Origin of the sequence: Streptomyces sp. NBC_00597, from assembly GCF_041431095.1 — a bacterium.
Classification (GTDB): Bacteria; Actinomycetota; Actinomycetes; order Streptomycetales; family Streptomycetaceae; genus Streptomyces.
Genome location: NZ_CP107757.1, coordinates 1,039,387 through 1,054,269 on the forward strand (window position 1 = coordinate 1,039,387; position 14,883 = coordinate 1,054,269).

Consider the following 14,883-nt stretch of genomic DNA (forward strand, 5'->3'; position numbering starts at 1 on the left):
GAAGTCGCAGGTCAGGGGCCGTTTCAGAGCAATCTGAAACGGCCCCTTGATCGTTTTTGGGGCCGGGGTCTGTTTCATCAGTGGATCAAGGTCTGTCGTGGTCCACTCGTGAGGCGAGGAGATCTGACGAGCGAGCAATGGGCCACGCTGGAGCCGTTGTTGCCGGTGGGCAAGAAGCCGGGGCGGCCTCCTGTCTGATCCAAGCGACAGCTGATCAACGGCATGCGCTGGCGGACGCGGACCTGCGCGCCCTGGCGTGACGTTCCCGCACGTTACGGCGGGCTGCAGGTGCCCGCAAAAGGGGGATCTGCGGCGGGACGAATCCGGCGGAGTCGCAGTCGAGGCCGCCGACCACGGGCTCGGACGCTCACGCGGTGGACTGACCACGAAGGTGCACTTGGCGGTCGAGCACGGACAGGAGCCGCTGTCCTTCCTGGTCACCGCGGCCAGCGGCACGTAAGTCCCCGGTTCCAGCCGGTCCTGGAGCGCATCCGGGTGCCGCGCGTGGGCGTCGGCAGGGCGCGCTGCCGGCCGGACCGAGTCCGGGCCGACAAGGGCCTACGGGTCCCCGAGTGGCTGTGATCGCTACAACGATCCGCGATTCTCCGGGCCGGCGTGCGACCCTCCGATCCAGAAGGTCAGCGCCTTCCGTCCACCTCCCAGCGACCGCCGCATCTGCGCCTGAGCCACCTCCGCGCCGGTCTGCCGGGAAGGCTCTCAGGGCCGTAGCGCGGTGAAGGCTGCGGTCAGGGCCGCGGCGAGGGTGAGGACCGCGGCGAAGGCGGTTGCGGCCCGGATCGCAGAGGCGGGGTAGGTGGCGCCGTCCAGGCGGGCGAGCTTGCCCGCCGCGGCGGCGGCCAGCAGGGCGACCACGATGACGAGCGCCGTGGTGAGGAGGACAACGGCAAGATTGGGCACGACGATCTCCCGTGTGACGTTGGGTCGTTGACGGTGTCGACAGTGGCGCAGGGCATGTGCGCCGGGGTTCGCCGGACGAAGATGAACAGCAGCGAACACGCCGAGTCCGGGGGAGCGACGTGCACGACGAGGAGACGGCGCACGGGGTGGCGCTCGCCGAGCTGCGCACGGCGCTGGCAGACGGACTGGCCCGTCGTGGGTTGACGGTGACGCAGCTCGCCGCGCAGGCGAGGCTGGGCCGTACGACCGTGCACGAGGCACTTCAGCCCGACGCGGACATTCCCTCGGCGAGGACGGTCGCGGCTCTGGCCCGCGTACTGCGCCTGCCGGAGCAGGAGCTCTTGGACCTGCGGCGGACCGCCGCCGGAGAAGCCGCACCCACCACCCAGTCGGAGCGGCGGCCGGGGCGGCCCATCAGCGAATGCAACCCGTACGACCTGGAGGTCCACTCCGCCGGCCTGATCACCCGCCGAGAAGAGCCCCGCAGAACACCGGAGCCGGTACTGCCCGGCTACGTGCCACGAGCCCACGACGACGTCCTCACCGATGTTGTGCGCGACGCCGCTGACGGCCACAGCAGGATGGTCGTCCTGGTCGGCTCCTCCTCCACGGGCAAGACCCGGGCGTGCTGGGAAGCCGTCCAGCCGCTCGCCGAACAAGGGTGGCGGCTGTGGCACCCCTTCGACCCCACCCGGGCCGAGGCAGCCCTCGGCGATCTCGAACGGGTCGGGCCCCACACGGTGGTCTGGTTCAACGAGGCCCAGCACTACGTCGGCGACCTCCGCCACGGCGAGACCATCGCCGCCGCCCTGCGGACGCTGCTCACCGCCCCGGCCCGCGGTCCGGTCCTGGTACTGGGCACCCTCTGGCCCGACTACGAGCGCGCCTACAGCGCGCTCCCGCAGCCCGGACAACCCGATGAACACGCCCAGGCGCGCGAGCTGCTGGCCGGGCGGACCGTCCCGGTGCCGGAGTCCTTCGACCAAGCCGCGCTGGAGGCCGCCCGCGTACTGGCCGAGGGCGGAGACGCGGTCCTGGCCGCGGCCCTGCCCCGTGCCGCCGATGGGCGTCTCACTCAAGATCTCGCCGGGGCGCCCGAGTTGCTGCGCCGCTACCGCACTGCCACGCCGCCCGCCCGTGCCCTCCTGCACGCCGCCATGGATGCCCGCCGCCTCGGCGCCGGCCTCCACCTGTCGCTCGCCTTCCTCACCGATGCCGCCACCGACTACCTCACCGACCACGAGTACGACGCCCTCACCCCCGACTGGGCCGAACGAGCCCTCGCCGAACTCGCCCAGCCCGTCCACGGCCGGCTCGCACCCCTGCGCCGCACCCAGCCACGCCGTACGCGCCGAGCCCCCGGCAGCCCCACCGCACCGACCGACGCACCAGCACCGGGCGTCGTCTACCGGCTCGCGGACTACCTTGAGCAGCACGGCCGCGACCAACGCCGTCCCCTGTGCCCGCCCGCCTCCTTCTGGCACGCAGCACACGATCACCTCACCGGCCCCGACGACCTTGAGCGTCTCGCGGCCGCCGCCCGCGACAGGCTACGTCTGCGGTGGGCTCACCATCTCTACCAGCGCGCCGGGACCCCCTTCGCCCGCACACAGCTCGCGCTCATCCGGGACGAGATCGGAGACCGCGAGGGTGCCGAGCAACTCGCCGCACAGGCAGCCGAAACCGGCGACGGCTACTCCCTCATCGAGCTGGCCTTCATGCGGGAAAGAGCCGGCGACCTGGAAGGTTCCGACCGTCTCCTGACCCAGGTCGCGGACACCGGGGAACCGGGCACGGCCACCACCGTGGCCCTCACCGTCCTCGGCCGCCGGCGCGAGAAGGCCGGAGACCTCGACGGTGCCGAACAACTCCTCGCCCGGGCCGCCCGGACCGGGCACCCCGGTGCGTTCACCTCCCTCGCCCGCATCCGTGAGAGAGCCGGTGACTTCCAAGGCGCCGAACAACTCCTCACACGGGCCGCCCAGTCCGGGCACCCCTCCCTCACGCTCACTGCCCTCGCCCGCATCCGTGAGAGGGCCGGAGATCTCGAAGGCGTCGAACAACTCCTCGTCCAGGCCGTTCAGACCGGCCACGCCAGTGCCCTCACGACCGTCGCCGAGATCCGTGAGAAGGCCGGAGACCTCGACGGCGCCGAACAACTCCTCGCCCAGGCCGCCGAATCCGGCGACGCGTACGCCTTCGTACAGCTCGCCCGCATCCGTGAGCAGGCCGGCGACGCCGAAGGCGCCGAGCAACTCCTCGCCCGCGCCGTCCGGAGCGGCGATCCTCACGCCCTCATGGCCGTCGCCGAAATCCGCGAGCGGGCGGGAGACCTGGAGAAGGCCGAACACCTCATCACGCAGGCGGCCGACACCGGCCACCCCGGCGCCGTCATCCAGCTCGCCGGTATCCGTGAGAAGGCCGGCGACCTCGAAAGCGCCGTACGCTTCCTGAGCCAGGCGTCCGAAGCCGGTCATCCCTTCGCGTTCGACCAGCTCATCGACATGCTGGAGCGGTCAGGAGATCTCGCAGCAGCCGAACGGCTCCTCGCGCACGCCGCAGACTCCGCCAGACTGCGGCCCGTCTCCCCCCAGCCGGCCGTGTACCGCTTGTGGCCGTACGGGCTTGAGCCCGACGGCACGCCGACCCCGCCCTGGTGAGCGGCACGGGAACGGCCACCGTGTCCGCGAGGGGCCCGGTCCGTTCGGGTGACGAGGGATCGTTCCTGCGTATCGGTCGGGGATCGGGAGCCGGGTACCGCGCCGGTTCACGGCTAGCGTCGGGTTGCGCGGCCGACCGGAGCCGGCCCCTCGGCCCGTGACCGGGCCGGACGGCATCCGTCCACGGGCTGCTCCGTGGACGCCCTCACGCACCACGGTGATTTTGCCGCATTGACCCCCGTCCTCATTTATCCAGTACTGCTGCGATTCCATGAAGGGGCTCGACCGTTCCTGGGTGCAGCAGAATGTGGGAATGGTTCGGAAACGCCGCCACGAGGCGTCCTGCGCTGCTCGGCAATTCGGCGGAAGTACTGTTGCTGAGCTGCGCCGTGTCGTTGAGCAATGCCCAGTTCGGTATTTCCGACCAGCGCGTCCTGCCCGCATCCACGCTGGTGCGACAGACCGGTGAGCGTGTGCGCAGCGAATTTCCGGAGGCTGCCGGAACCAAATTGTCCATCGTGCTGAGCGTGGCTGATCTCCAGGCTGCGGGTGTTGCTTCCGGGGTGGACCGTTACGCTCGCCAGTTGTCATCGATCACCGGCGTCGCCGCGGTGGACACGACCACCGGTTCCTACCGTGCTGGTCATCGAATCACCCCGCCGACCCGGCACATCACCGGTTCACCGGAGAGGGCGTGATGCTCCTGAACGTGCGGATTCCCTCGGGTGCGCAAGCGCCGACATCCGAGCGCGTTGTGGACCGGATTCGTGCACTACTCGCCTTCGCTCCGCGGATCGTCGGAGGAACTACTGCGCGCACAGCGGACAAGAAGAGGGTACTGTCCCGACGTGTTCCTTTGGCCGCGCTCTTGGCCGGAGGCAAACGGTCGCCCTTGCCGTTCTCAGCCTGAGCGCCGGAATGGGTTGCCTGGTCCCCATCTTCCAAGAAATACATGTGAGGGGTGGCTTCACCGTCACCGGCAGCTCGAAATCAGAATGCTTCTGCTGATGGTCTGCATCGCCCTCGGTCCACAGGGACCTTCGACAGAACCGTGACGACGCGGCCGCCGACCCACCTCGGTCGGCGGCAGGCTGCCGCGGTGTCCGGGACACCGTCCCGTCGTCGGACGAGTCCGTGTCGGGCCTCCTCGCGCCGCCGGGTCAGGCGTTCGCGGCCGCGGCCGCGAACGGGGCGGCGTGGGTCGGGAGGCTCGCGAGGACGGCGACCCATGAGCCGTCGGCGAAGACGATGTCCATGCGGCCCTTCTGGAGCACTCCCGTCGGGTTGGCGCGCACCGCGGTGACGGCAGGGCGCGGGGCTTCCCAGTACTGCTTCAGCACCGGCGTCATCCGCCACAGCGGCGAGACGTCGGTGAGGCCGAACCAGCGCCGGTCGGTGACCGCGAGGACGCCCGTGACCGAGCCGCGAGCACTCGCGCGGCCGATGAGGAAGCGCCCGGCCGCGCTCCGCCAGTCGCCCTCCATGCTCTTGCCGTGCATCAGCCGCGAGCCGAGCTGCTCCACGACGTCCGGTGCACGGTCGATCGCGTCCGCCACGGCGGCGGGCTTCGACCGCCGGGGGTCGAGGACGCCGCCCGCCGCGAGCAGCTGTCGCAGCGGGCGGGGGGCCTTCGCCGCGACCTGCCGGGCGAGTGCCGACGGCTCCGCAGGAGCGAGCAGGGCCTCCGGCGGATGCGGTACACCGGGGCCGAGTTCGTAGGAGCAGGCCGCGATGAGCCGCTCGCCCGGGTGCAGGAACTCCTCTGCCTGAGCGCGTCTCTCCTGGTTCAACGTGGTTGCTCCTGTTCTGTCATGGGGACGGTGGAGTTGGATGATCGGGTCCGACCGAGGGTGATTGTCTCCCGAGCGGGCCGCGGGCCGGTGGCGGGATTCGGCCGTTCCGTGGGGTGGCGGTCGGGGGCCTCGGGTGGGGGCGGGGGCGCTCGCGGGCTGTGGTGGTCCGGGGTGCGGGGCGGTTGCGGCCCGGAGCCGGTACCTATGGGTTTCGGCCAGCGGGGAGAAGCGTCAACCTCCTTGCAGTGTCCAGATCATGACCTGCTGTCAAGGGTGGTGCTTATAGACGCTAAGATTCCGGGCCGTTGTCATATGATCATTCGCTTTCGATCGTTTGAGGGTTCTGATGGTTCGCGTGGGATCGTCGCCCGGAAGTCCAGGGGCCACCTCACCCGTCGTTTGGGCGCTGCCCGCCGTGCTGACCGCCGCCGCCGCGGCGATAGCCGTGGCGCAAGTGTCCGCACCTGCCCGTACCCCCGTCGCCTGGATCGGCGCCGTGGCCTTCGTCGCCGTGGCCCTGTCCTGCGGTGAGGCCGCCCGGCGCGGCAAGGCGGTGGCCGCGCTGCGGCTGGCTGCCGCCGCACAGGAGGCTGTCCTGCACCGGCAGCAGGCCGAGACCGTACGGCTCGCGCAGGAGCTGCTGCCCGATGTCGTGGAACGGCTGCGCAAGGGGGAGTTCCCCGAAGAGGTGCTCACCTCGCTGGAGGAGCTCGACATCCACGGGCCCGGCCTGACGGCCGAGTTCAGGGCGGCCCACCAGGCCGTGCTGCGCTCGGTCCTCGACGCCGTCGTCGCCGAGGAGGACCTGCGCGACTCCGCGCAGCGCGCCTTCGTCAACATCGCCCGCCGCGTCCAGGCCATCGTGCACCAACAGGCCCAGGAACTGCGGGAGATGGAGGACCGCCACGGCCACAGCCCGGACGTCTTCGGCGACCTGCTGCGGCTCGACCACGGCACGGCCCTCATCGGCCGCCTCGCCGACTCCATCGCCGTGCTCGGCGGGGCGCGGCCCGGCCGCCAGTGGAGCAAGGCCGTCCCGCTGTACAGCGTGCTGCGCGGAGCCATGTCGCGGATCATCGACTACCAGCGCGTCGAGCTGCACTCGGTCTCGCAGGTCGCCGTCATCGGACCGGCCGTCGAACCGCTCATCCACGCGCTCGCCGAGCTGCTGGACAACGCCACCCGCTACTCCCCGCCCCAGACCAAGGTCCACCTGACCGCCGTCGACGTGAACTCGGGCATCGCCGTCGAGATCGAGGACGGCGGCGTGAGCATGAGCGAGGAGGCCCGCAAGCGGGCCGAGCGGATGCTCCGCCAGGCGCAGCAGGGCATCGACCTCACCGACCTCGGGGAGACCCCGCGCCTGGGCCTCGCCGTGGTCGGCCGGCTCTCGCAGGCGTACGACTTCCAGGTCTCGCTGCGCTCGTCGGCGTACGGCGGCGTACGGGCCGTCCTGGTCATCCCGCAGCAGCTGATCACCACCGCCTCCTCCGCGACGGGCGTTGCCCACGGCATCGGCACCGCCTCGGGCCCCCGCGCCGCGCTGCCGCCGGCCGGTGGCACGACGACGGTGGCCGCCACGGCCGCCACGACCGGGTTCGCCCCCGCGGCGGCCACCACCGCGGCCGGGACCCCGGCCGCCCGCCCGGTCACCGGGCCCCGCATGCCGGCAGCCGAAGACGAGGTGCCCGCCGTGACCGAGCGGACCCCGAACGGCCTGCCCCAGCGCCGCCGCAAGACCCGCGCCGTCGCACCCGAACCGGCGGGAACCGGTATCGGTACGGGCACCGGCGACCGGTTCGTGGCAGCCGCAGCGGCGGCCGCCGACCACGCCGGACACGGGTACGCCACCGAGCCCGGACCCGCGCCAGAGCCTCGGCCCGAGGTACAGCCCGGGATGTGGCTGGCCGCGTTCCAGGACGGCCTGTCCTCGGACAGCAGCAAGACCGCCGCGAGCCGGAGCGGCGCAGCAAGCCAGAACACGGATGCCTCGCCGGCCTCGGCGAGCAAGGGGGAACAGCCATGAGTCAGCAGCAGACCAACATGGACTGGATGCTCAAGGACCTGGCCGAGAGCGTTCCGCAGACCCGCCACGTCATCGTCCTGTCCGCCGACGGCCTGCGCATGGCGCAGTACGGGGCGGAGACCGACACCGCGGACCGGCTCGCGGCCGCCTGCGCCGGACTGCAGAGCCTCGCCGGCGCCGTCGCGTCCGAACTCCCGGGCAGCAGCGGACGGATGAGGCTCGTCGTGATCGAGATGGACGGCGGCTTCTTCTACCTGATGGCGGCCGGCGCCGGCGCCTTCCTCGCCGTACTGGCGAACGAGGGCGTCGACGCCGGACTGATGGGCCAGCGGATGCGCGACCTCGTGGCCCGGATCGGAGAACACCTGAGCAGCCCGCCGCGCCGCGACGGGCAGCCGGCGTGAGCAACCCGGGCCGGGACTGGGAAGACGGCACGCCCGAGCGGCTCTACGTGATCACCGGCGGCCGTAGTGGGGGGTCAACCCCCACCCACCTCGACCTCGTCACGCTGATCATCGCCAAGTCGGGGCCCAGGCTCGGGATGCAGCCGGAGCACGCGGCGATCATGCGGCTGTGCCAGTCGCCGCTCTCGGTGGCCGAGATCTCCGCGTATCTCGGCCTGCCGGTGAGCGTGGTCACCGTACTCCTCGGTGACCTGCTCGCCGCCAACCACGTGCTCTCCCGCCCACCCGTCGCCCCCGCCAAACTCCCCGACCTGGCACTGATTGAGGCAGTCATCGATGGACTTCGAAAGCTCTGAGCGGGCCACCGCGCCCCGGCGCGAGGACGCGCTGCCGGCCACGGCCGCCGCCGCAGTCAAGGTGGTGATCGTGGGCGGCTTCGGGGTCGGCAAGACGACCCTCGTCGGCGCGGTCAGCGAGATCCGGCCGCTCACCACCGAGGAGACGATGACCCAGGCCGGGGTCGGCGTCGACGACACGGCGGGGGTGGAGCGCAAGACCTCCACCACCGTGGCCATGGACTTCGGCCGCATCAGCATCAACGAGGAACTGGTGCTGTACCTCTTCGGCACCCCCGGTCAGGAGCGGTTCTGGTTCCTGTGGCGCGGCCTGTTCGAGGGCGCGCTCGGCGCGGTGGTCCTGGTCGACACGCGCAGGCTGGAAGTCAGCTTCGACGTGATCGGCCGGCTGGAGGAGCGCGGGGTGCCCTTCGTGGTCGCCGTCAACTCCTTCCCCGACGCGCCGGAGCACCCCCTGGAGGAGCTGCGCGCAGCACTCGACCTGCCCGCGTCCGTACCGCTGGTCTTCTGTGACGCCCGCCGCCGCGACTCCAGCCGCGACGTCCTGATGACGCTGATGCGCTACCTGCACTCCCTCGCCGCGACCCCGGAGGCACTGTGAGCACCACCCCCACCCCCCAGCCGGGTCCGGCGGCCCCGCCGCCCGGCTGCCCGGCCCACCGGCTCTACGGCCCGGACGCCGAGGCCGACCCGATGGGCACGTACGAGAAGCTGCGCGCCGAACACGGCGCGGTGGCCCCCGTCCTCGTGCACGGTGACCTCCCGGCCTGGCTGGTGCTGGGGCACCGCGAGAACTTGGACGTGGCGCGCACCCCGTCGCGCTTCGCCCGTGACCCGCGGCACTGGCGGGACATGCAGGAGGGGAACGTACCGGCCGACCACCCGCTGACGCCGATGACCGCGTGGCAGCCGGCCTGCCACCTGGTCGACGGCGTCGAGCACGAGCGGCTGCGCGGAGCGATCACCGAGTCGCTGGAGCGCTTCGACCGGCGAGGCATACGCCGCTACGTCAAGCGCTTCGCCGACCAGCTGATCGACGCCTTCGCCCAGTCCGGGCGGGCAGACCTGGTCAGGGACTTCGCCGAGCCGCTGCCGATGCTGGTGATGACCCAGCTCGTCGGGGCGCCGGAATCCTACGGGCCGCGTCTCGTCGAGGCGGCCCGCGACATGCTCCGCGGCACCGAGACGGCCCTCACCAGCTTCGAGTACGTCTCGGCCACCCTCCGCGAGCTCGTGGCGCGCAAGCGGGTGGAGCCCGGCCGGGACTTCACCACGTGGATGCTGGAGCACCCGACGGCACTGGGCGACGACGAGGTCGTGGAGCACCTGCGGCTGGTGCTGATCGCGGCCTTCGAGACGACCGCCAACCTGATCGCGAACACCGTGCGCATGGTGCTCACCGACCGCCGCTTCCGCGCGAACCTCTCCGGCGGACACATGACGCTGCCGGACGCGCTGGAGCAGGTCCTGTGGGACGAGCCTCCGTTCATGACGATGATCGGGCGCTGGGCCACCGGCGACACGGAGCTCGGCGGAGCGCGGATCAAAGCCGGGGACATGCTGCTGCTCGGTCTGGCTGCGGGCAACCTCGACCCGGAGATCCGGCCCGACACGACCGTGCCGGTCCACGGCAACCGTTCCCACCTGGCCTTCAGCAGCGGCCCCCACGAATGTCCCGGACAGGACATCGGCCGGGCCATCGCAGACACCGGTATCGACACACTGCTGGCCCGGCTGCCCGATCTGGAGCTGGCGGTCCCCGAGGACGAGCTCCAGTGGACGTCTTCGCTGCTGTCCCGTCATCTGGTGTCGCTCCCGGTCCGGTTCACCCCGCGGGGCAGCACCGTCACCGGCTCCACGCCGGTGCCCCGGCGGGCCGCACGAACGGCCCAGCCGGCTCCGCCGCCCGTCCCCGTCCCGGGGGAGCGGCCGGCGGCACGGGGCTCCTGGTGGTCGCGCCTGCGCGGCCGCCGCTGACTCAGCGACCCCGGCGCGGGGGATCGTCGAGCTGCTGCCACCACCAGGCGAAAGTCGGGATGGGTAGCGGCTCGACGCCCGGGTCGCAGGGCGTGTCGCTCCAGGTGATGTCGTACGACGCCCCGTCGGCGGGGAGCGTGTTGCGGTTGCGCGGACTGGCGTACCGCGGAGCCCGGTTGTGGTACTCGGTGTCCCCCGCGATCCAGTGTTCCAGCGCGAGGAGGTAGCGCCCGAGCTGTTCGTCGGCGCCGCGGGCCAGCTGCTCGCGCAGCCGGACGAACAGGGTCACGGCCCGGTCCCGCAACGCGTACGCGACGGGAAGCGCCTCGGCGGGCGTACGACCGTGTTCTCGGGCCAGCACGTTGAGCAGGTTCTGCTCCAGCGGCTCGTGGTGGTCGTCCTTGTTGTACGAGAAGAGGTCGTTGTCGCAGGCGACGATGAACCCGGCGGCGTCGGTCAGGGCCTGGACGGGTGCGGAGTACAGCACGTCGGCCGGTAGCTCGATCCCGTTGGCCGCCTCGCACCAGGTCAGCAGGAACCGTGTCCCGCCGACCCAGATCCGTGTCGCCGCGAAGTCGTTGAGGCCGGGCAGCACGCCCCGCTCGACGTTCGCGGCCTGTGCGGCGGCGCCGAACACCCACTCACCGATGCCTTCGGTGAAGCGGCGCAGCTGGAAGGGGGTCAGCATCGCCCGGGTACGGGCCGCCAGGTCCTCCAGTCCGGCGGTGTGCGGCCCCGGCTGCAGCAGGTGCGAACCGGGAGCCTCAAGCATGCGGATGAGCCGGGTGCCCTGGTCGATGACGGACGCCGTGCGCGCGGTGCCGGTGCCGGAGTCCTGCCAGTCATCGGCGGCGAAGGCCCAGTAGCACCACTGGGCGAAGAGCAGCATCGGCTCCACGTCGCCGTGGGGGGCGATCCGGCTGACGAGGTCGGCGCTGCGCGAAGCCAGTCCCCAGGCGCGCTCGGTGGCGTCGGGGTAGAGGCCGAACTCGTCGATCCAGGCGACGGCCCGCTCTTCGAGCTCGGCCGCCTTGGGATGGATCAGGTCCCGTTCGTACGGCCAGTAGAACGGCGGCAGTTGCCAGCCGATGCGGGAGGGGGGCGAGCCCTTGCGGTACGCGGGAGGCATCGGTCAGCCGCCCCCGCCGAGACGGAACAGCAGCAGGCGGGTCTCCAGGGCGTGGTCGCGCCAGATGCGGAACAGCTTGCCGTGCGTGATGGTGGACTCCTGGAGCCGTTCGCGGGACCAGGCGGACGGGACGCCGGCGCTCTCCACGCGGTCCAGCTCGGCGGTGTTCCAAGCCATGGACTGCACCCAGAACTCGGCGACCCGGTCGGTGACGTCCTCGTCCTGCTCCAGCTCGAAACCGGCCGCCTCGGCGGCGGTGAGGTACTCGGTGAGGGTGCCCAGGCGCGTCTTGTAGTAGCCGTCGATGAACCCGGTCCACTCGGGCCGGCAGATGAAGTGCTCCTGGATGCCGAACCAGCCGCCCGGCTTCAGGGACCGGGCCACGACCTGGAAGAGCCGCTCGCGGTCCATGTAGCCGGAGCTCTCGTTGGCGTACGCGGCGTCGTACTTCCGGTCGGCCGTGAAGGTGTGCACGTCGGCCAGGAGGGGGGTGACGCGGTCGCCGACGCCGGCCTGGCGGGCGAAGTCCTCGATCACGGGTATGTGATCGGCCGCCACGGTGAGACCGGTGACGGTCGCGCCGTGCTGCTGGGCCCAGTAGAGCGATCCACCGCCGACTCCGCATCCGATGTCGAGGACGCTGCCGGGAGGAGTGGAGTACGCGCCCCAACTGCGCGCCGCATGCTCGACAATGGTCTCCTGGGACTCCACGATGCGTCGCTTGAGCGCGCGTTGGGAGACGGTGGTGTTCGGGGTCGCACCCGGGGCGAAGAGGCCCATGTGGAAGTGGACCCTGGGTCCCGGGCCGTACTTGTGGAGGATGTCGGCGGTCTTGCGGGTGTAATAGAGCGGCACTTGGCTCTCGTCGAACTCCTGGCCACCAGCGGGGGTCTGGATGACAAGGTTCCTGTCCATCGGTTCTCCGGTCCTGCGGTCACGTGGGGGTGTTTATCGGCCGCCCCACTCTGCCCATTGGTGAGCGATAAAAGTCCTCGTTCACTCGGGTCATGAGCATAACCACATCTGAAACGGCAGCAATTCAGGCCATTTGATGTCACGTCAGGTCTTGTTCCGGACTTGGAGTGGAATTCTTGTTGAGCGATCATGAGGAATGCCCGCCCAGGGAGCCGAGGGCGGCGATGACCTCGGCGGTCGTGCTGACCTTGCCGATGCGCGGGAAGATCCTGCCGAACGAGTGGGCGTGGGACGCGGCGTCCGTGTCGGCGGTGGCGTCCTCGGCGAAGACCAGGGAGTAGCTGTGCTCCCAGGCCGTACGGGCGGTGGATTCGACCCCGACGCTGGTGGAGATGCCGGCGAGGACGATCCGGTGGATGCCGCGGCGGCGCAGCTGGAGGTCGAGCTCGGTCCCGGTGAAAGCCCCCCAGTGTCGCTTGGTCACGACGACGTCGCCGAGGGCGGCGAGCTCGGCCGGGATCTGCGAGAACGCGGCGGGCGGGGCGGTGGCCGGACCCGGGCGGTCGACGTCGGTGGTGGGCAGGTCGCCGCCGTCGGGCGACCAGGCGACCCTGACCAGCACCACGGGCAGCCTGTGTGCCCGGAACGCGCCGGCGAGCGCGACCGCGTTCGCGAGGATCTCCGTGGCGGGCCTGGTGGTCGGCAGGACCAGGATGCCCTGCTGGAGGTCGATGAGGACCAGGGCGGTGCCGTCGTCGAGGGTCAGGACGGTGCGGTCGGCTGCGGCGGTCATCTGGACTCCTGTGGTCGGTCCGGGTCTCACGGGTCACCCCATGAAACCCGGACCGCGCGCAGAGGGTGGCCCGGCGGTCCCGACCGGCGTGGCGGGTGACCGGTCGGCGTGGCGGGTGATCGGCCGGCCACTTCTTTAGAATGGGAACGTGAGTGCGAATATGAAGGAAAGGCGCCCCGCCCCGACTCCGGCGCTGACCGGGGCGCAATTGTCGCGCTGGTACTGGACCCTGGCGGAACTGTCCCAGCTCGCCCGGGAGATGGGCCTGTCCGCCGGGGGCGGCAAAGTGGCGCTGACGGCCCGGCTGGCCGCCGCACTCGACGGGGTCCTGGCGCCGGAGCCGGTCCGCGCGCCGCGCCGCGCCGGGCGTCAGCTCACGGCCCCCGTCGACGGCGACACCGAGATCCCGCAGGGCCAGCGGTGCAGCCAGGTGCTCCGGGAGTTCTTCGTCCGGGAGATCGGGCCCGGATTCCACTTCGACGCCTTCATGCGGGACTACGTGGCCCAGAACGCGGGACGCCCCCTCGCCGAGGCCGTCGCCCACTGGCACGCCACCCGCGCCCGGGCGGCCGAACCCCAGGAGGTCGCCGCCCAGTTCGAGTTCAACCGGTTCCTGCGCGACTGGCACGCCGGCCACCCGGAGGGCACCAGGCAGCAGGCCCTGGCCGCCTGGCGGGCCCACCGCGCCCTCCCGAAGGACTGACCCACGGGACCGCTCAGGCCGCCGGCGGTGCGGGCTCCGGGAGCCGCCGGGCCAGGGCCCGGGCCAGCAGCGGGAGAACGACCAGCGGGAGCAGGGCCGTCCGTACCGAGGTGGCGTCCGCGACGGCCCCGATGAAAGGGCTCGCCACCCCGCCGACGCTGACCGTCAGACCGAGGGTGACCCCGCTCGCCGTTCCCATGCGGGCCGGCAGGTAGTCCTGGCCGAGGGTCACCTGGAGCGAGAACGGCACGTACAGGGCGGCGGCCGCCAGCGCCGCGCAGACGTACACCAGGGGCAGGGGCAGGGTGAGCACGCCGAGGACGGCCGGGGCTGCCGCGGCGTACGCCCGGTGGACGGTGGTGACCCGGCCCCAGCGGGACGCCAGCCGGCCGCCGAGCAGGGTGCCGCCCGCGCTGCCCGCGAACAGGGCGAACAGGGCCACCGCCCCGGCGGTCCCTCCGCCGCCGCGCTCCCGTACGTACAGGGCGATGAACGTGCTCAGGCCGGTGAACGCGACGGACCGCACCACCACCACGGCGCAGAGCCGCAGGAACGCCCGCCGGTCCCCGGGACCGGGCGCCGCAGCCGGGACCACCGCTTCCGGCGCCCCCGCTCCCGCCGCCCGGTCGCGCACCGGCCGGGGCAGGCTCAGTACGACACCGAGCACCGCGGGGAGGGCCAGCAGCCACCAGCCCGCCGGCCCGGACACCGACAGGGCTCCGACGACGAGCAGCGGCGCGCACGCGAAGCCGATGTTGCCGCCGAGCGCGAACCAGCTCATCGCGGTGTGCCCGGAGCCGCCCGCGGCAGTGCGGACCGAGCGGGCGGCGGCCGGGTGGTAGGCGGCCACGCCCAGCCCGGACAGGGCCACGGCGCCGACGGTGGCCGGATAGCCGGCGTCCGCGCCGACGAGGGCGATGCCCAGTCCGGCGGCGGCCGTGCCCAGCGGGATCAGCCACGGCATCGGACGGCGGTCGGTGAGCGCCCCGAACAGCGGCTGGACCACGGAGGACAGCAGCGAGGCGGCCAGCACGATGCCGGAGGCGGCGGCGTACCCGTAGGCCCGCTCGGAGACGAGGAAGGGGACGAGCGCGGCGACGGCTCCCTGGTAGACGTCCACGCAGGAATGGCCGGCCGCGTGGGCGGCGACGCGGCGGCGCACCGGAGCGGCCTTCGGTGCGGTGAGCTGCTCGGCAGCGGTCTTCGATG

Annotated in this window: 14 protein-coding genes and 1 pseudogene; 9 read left to right on the plus strand and 6 right to left on the minus strand. The window is 71.9% G+C overall.

Features of this window, described 5'->3' with window-relative positions; all coding sequences use genetic code 11:
• Nucleotides 1-324: 324 nt before the first annotated feature.
• Nucleotides 325-555 (plus strand): annotated as a pseudogene (locus tag OG974_RS04380) (IS5/IS1182 family transposase); the annotation flags it as partial.
• A gap of 162 nt (nt 556-717) precedes the next feature.
• Here the strand turns inward: OG974_RS04380 and OG974_RS04385 are convergent.
• Nucleotides 718-918 carry a hypothetical protein gene (locus tag OG974_RS04385; RefSeq protein ID WP_327279640.1) on the minus strand — a complete coding sequence of 67 codons (201 nt, stop codon included), beginning with the start codon at nt 916-918 and terminating at the stop codon, nt 718-720.
• Between the two features lie 119 nt (nt 919-1,037).
• Between OG974_RS04385 and OG974_RS04390 the strand changes: the two genes are divergently transcribed.
• Nucleotides 1,038-3,578 (plus strand): hypothetical protein, encoded by a 2,541-nt coding sequence (locus OG974_RS04390; protein WP_371645438.1) that lies wholly within the window; start codon nt 1,038-1,040, stop codon nt 3,576-3,578.
• Nucleotides 3,579-3,883: 305 nt separating this feature from the next.
• Nucleotides 3,884-4,276: a hypothetical protein gene (locus tag OG974_RS04395; protein WP_327279642.1), complete on the plus strand. Its 393-nt coding sequence runs from the start codon at nt 3,884-3,886 to the stop codon at nt 4,274-4,276.
• A gap of 462 nt (nt 4,277-4,738) precedes the next feature.
• Here OG974_RS04395 and OG974_RS04400 read toward each other — a convergent pair whose 3' ends face one another.
• Complete coding sequence (locus tag OG974_RS04400; RefSeq protein ID WP_327279643.1) at nt 4,739-5,368, minus strand: hypothetical protein; 630 nt, start codon at nt 5,366-5,368, stop codon at nt 4,739-4,741.
• Between the two features lie 349 nt (nt 5,369-5,717).
• Here OG974_RS04400 and OG974_RS04405 point away from each other — a divergent pair, with 349 nt between their 5' ends.
• The 5 genes from OG974_RS04405 to OG974_RS04425 are packed head-to-tail and all read left to right on the plus strand — an operon-like array spanning nt 5,718 to nt 10,134.
• Nucleotides 5,718-7,397, plus strand: coding sequence for a sensor histidine kinase (locus OG974_RS04405; RefSeq protein ID WP_371645440.1), 1,680 nt, complete (start codon nt 5,718-5,720; stop codon nt 7,395-7,397).
• A complete protein-coding gene (locus OG974_RS04410) occupies nt 7,394-7,801 on the plus strand; it encodes a roadblock/LC7 domain-containing protein (RefSeq protein WP_327279645.1) in 408 nt (135 codons plus the stop codon). Before OG974_RS04405 ends, OG974_RS04410 begins: the two co-directional genes overlap by 4 nt.
• The gene (locus OG974_RS04415) at nt 7,798-8,157 is read left to right on the plus strand and encodes a DUF742 domain-containing protein (RefSeq protein WP_327279646.1); all 360 of its coding nucleotides are present in this window, start codon (nt 7,798-7,800) and stop codon (nt 8,155-8,157) included. The genes OG974_RS04410 and OG974_RS04415 overlap by 4 nt, the downstream gene beginning before the upstream one ends.
• Complete coding sequence (locus tag OG974_RS04420; protein ID WP_054223662.1) at nt 8,138-8,758, plus strand: ATP/GTP-binding protein; 621 nt, start codon at nt 8,138-8,140, stop codon at nt 8,756-8,758. Before OG974_RS04415 ends, OG974_RS04420 begins: the two co-directional genes overlap by 20 nt.
• The gene (locus OG974_RS04425; RefSeq protein ID WP_327279647.1) at nt 8,755-10,134 is read left to right on the plus strand and encodes a cytochrome P450; all 1,380 of its coding nucleotides are present in this window, start codon (nt 8,755-8,757) and stop codon (nt 10,132-10,134) included. The genes OG974_RS04420 and OG974_RS04425 overlap by 4 nt, the downstream gene beginning before the upstream one ends.
• A gap of 1 nt (nt 10,135) precedes the next feature.
• Here the strand turns inward: OG974_RS04425 and OG974_RS04430 are convergent, their stop codons facing one another.
• The 3 genes from OG974_RS04430 to OG974_RS04440 form a co-directional block, all read right to left on the minus strand.
• A complete protein-coding gene (locus tag OG974_RS04430; RefSeq protein ID WP_327279648.1) occupies nt 10,136-11,263 on the minus strand; it encodes a hypothetical protein in 1,128 nt (375 codons plus the stop codon).
• A gap of 3 nt (nt 11,264-11,266) precedes the next feature.
• Nucleotides 11,267-12,178: a methyltransferase domain-containing protein gene (locus tag OG974_RS04435; protein WP_327279649.1), complete on the minus strand. Its 912-nt coding sequence runs from the start codon at nt 12,176-12,178 to the stop codon at nt 11,267-11,269.
• A gap of 187 nt (nt 12,179-12,365) precedes the next feature.
• Nucleotides 12,366-12,971 (minus strand): hydrolase, encoded by a 606-nt coding sequence (locus tag OG974_RS04440; protein ID WP_327279650.1) that lies wholly within the window; start codon nt 12,969-12,971, stop codon nt 12,366-12,368.
• Nucleotides 12,972-13,119: 148 nt separating this feature from the next.
• On the opposite strand from OG974_RS04440, the gene OG974_RS04445 reads away from it, so the two are divergent.
• Nucleotides 13,120-13,674: a DUF6434 domain-containing protein gene (locus OG974_RS04445; protein WP_327279651.1), complete on the plus strand. Its 555-nt coding sequence runs from the start codon at nt 13,120-13,122 to the stop codon at nt 13,672-13,674.
• A 13-nt stretch (nt 13,675-13,687) separates the two neighbouring features.
• Here OG974_RS04445 and OG974_RS04450 read toward each other — a convergent pair whose 3' ends face one another.
• Nucleotides 13,688-14,836, minus strand: a complete 1,149-nt coding sequence (locus OG974_RS04450; protein WP_327285866.1) for an MFS transporter — start codon at nt 14,834-14,836, stop codon at nt 13,688-13,690.
• Between the last annotated feature and the right edge of the window lie 47 nt (nt 14,837-14,883).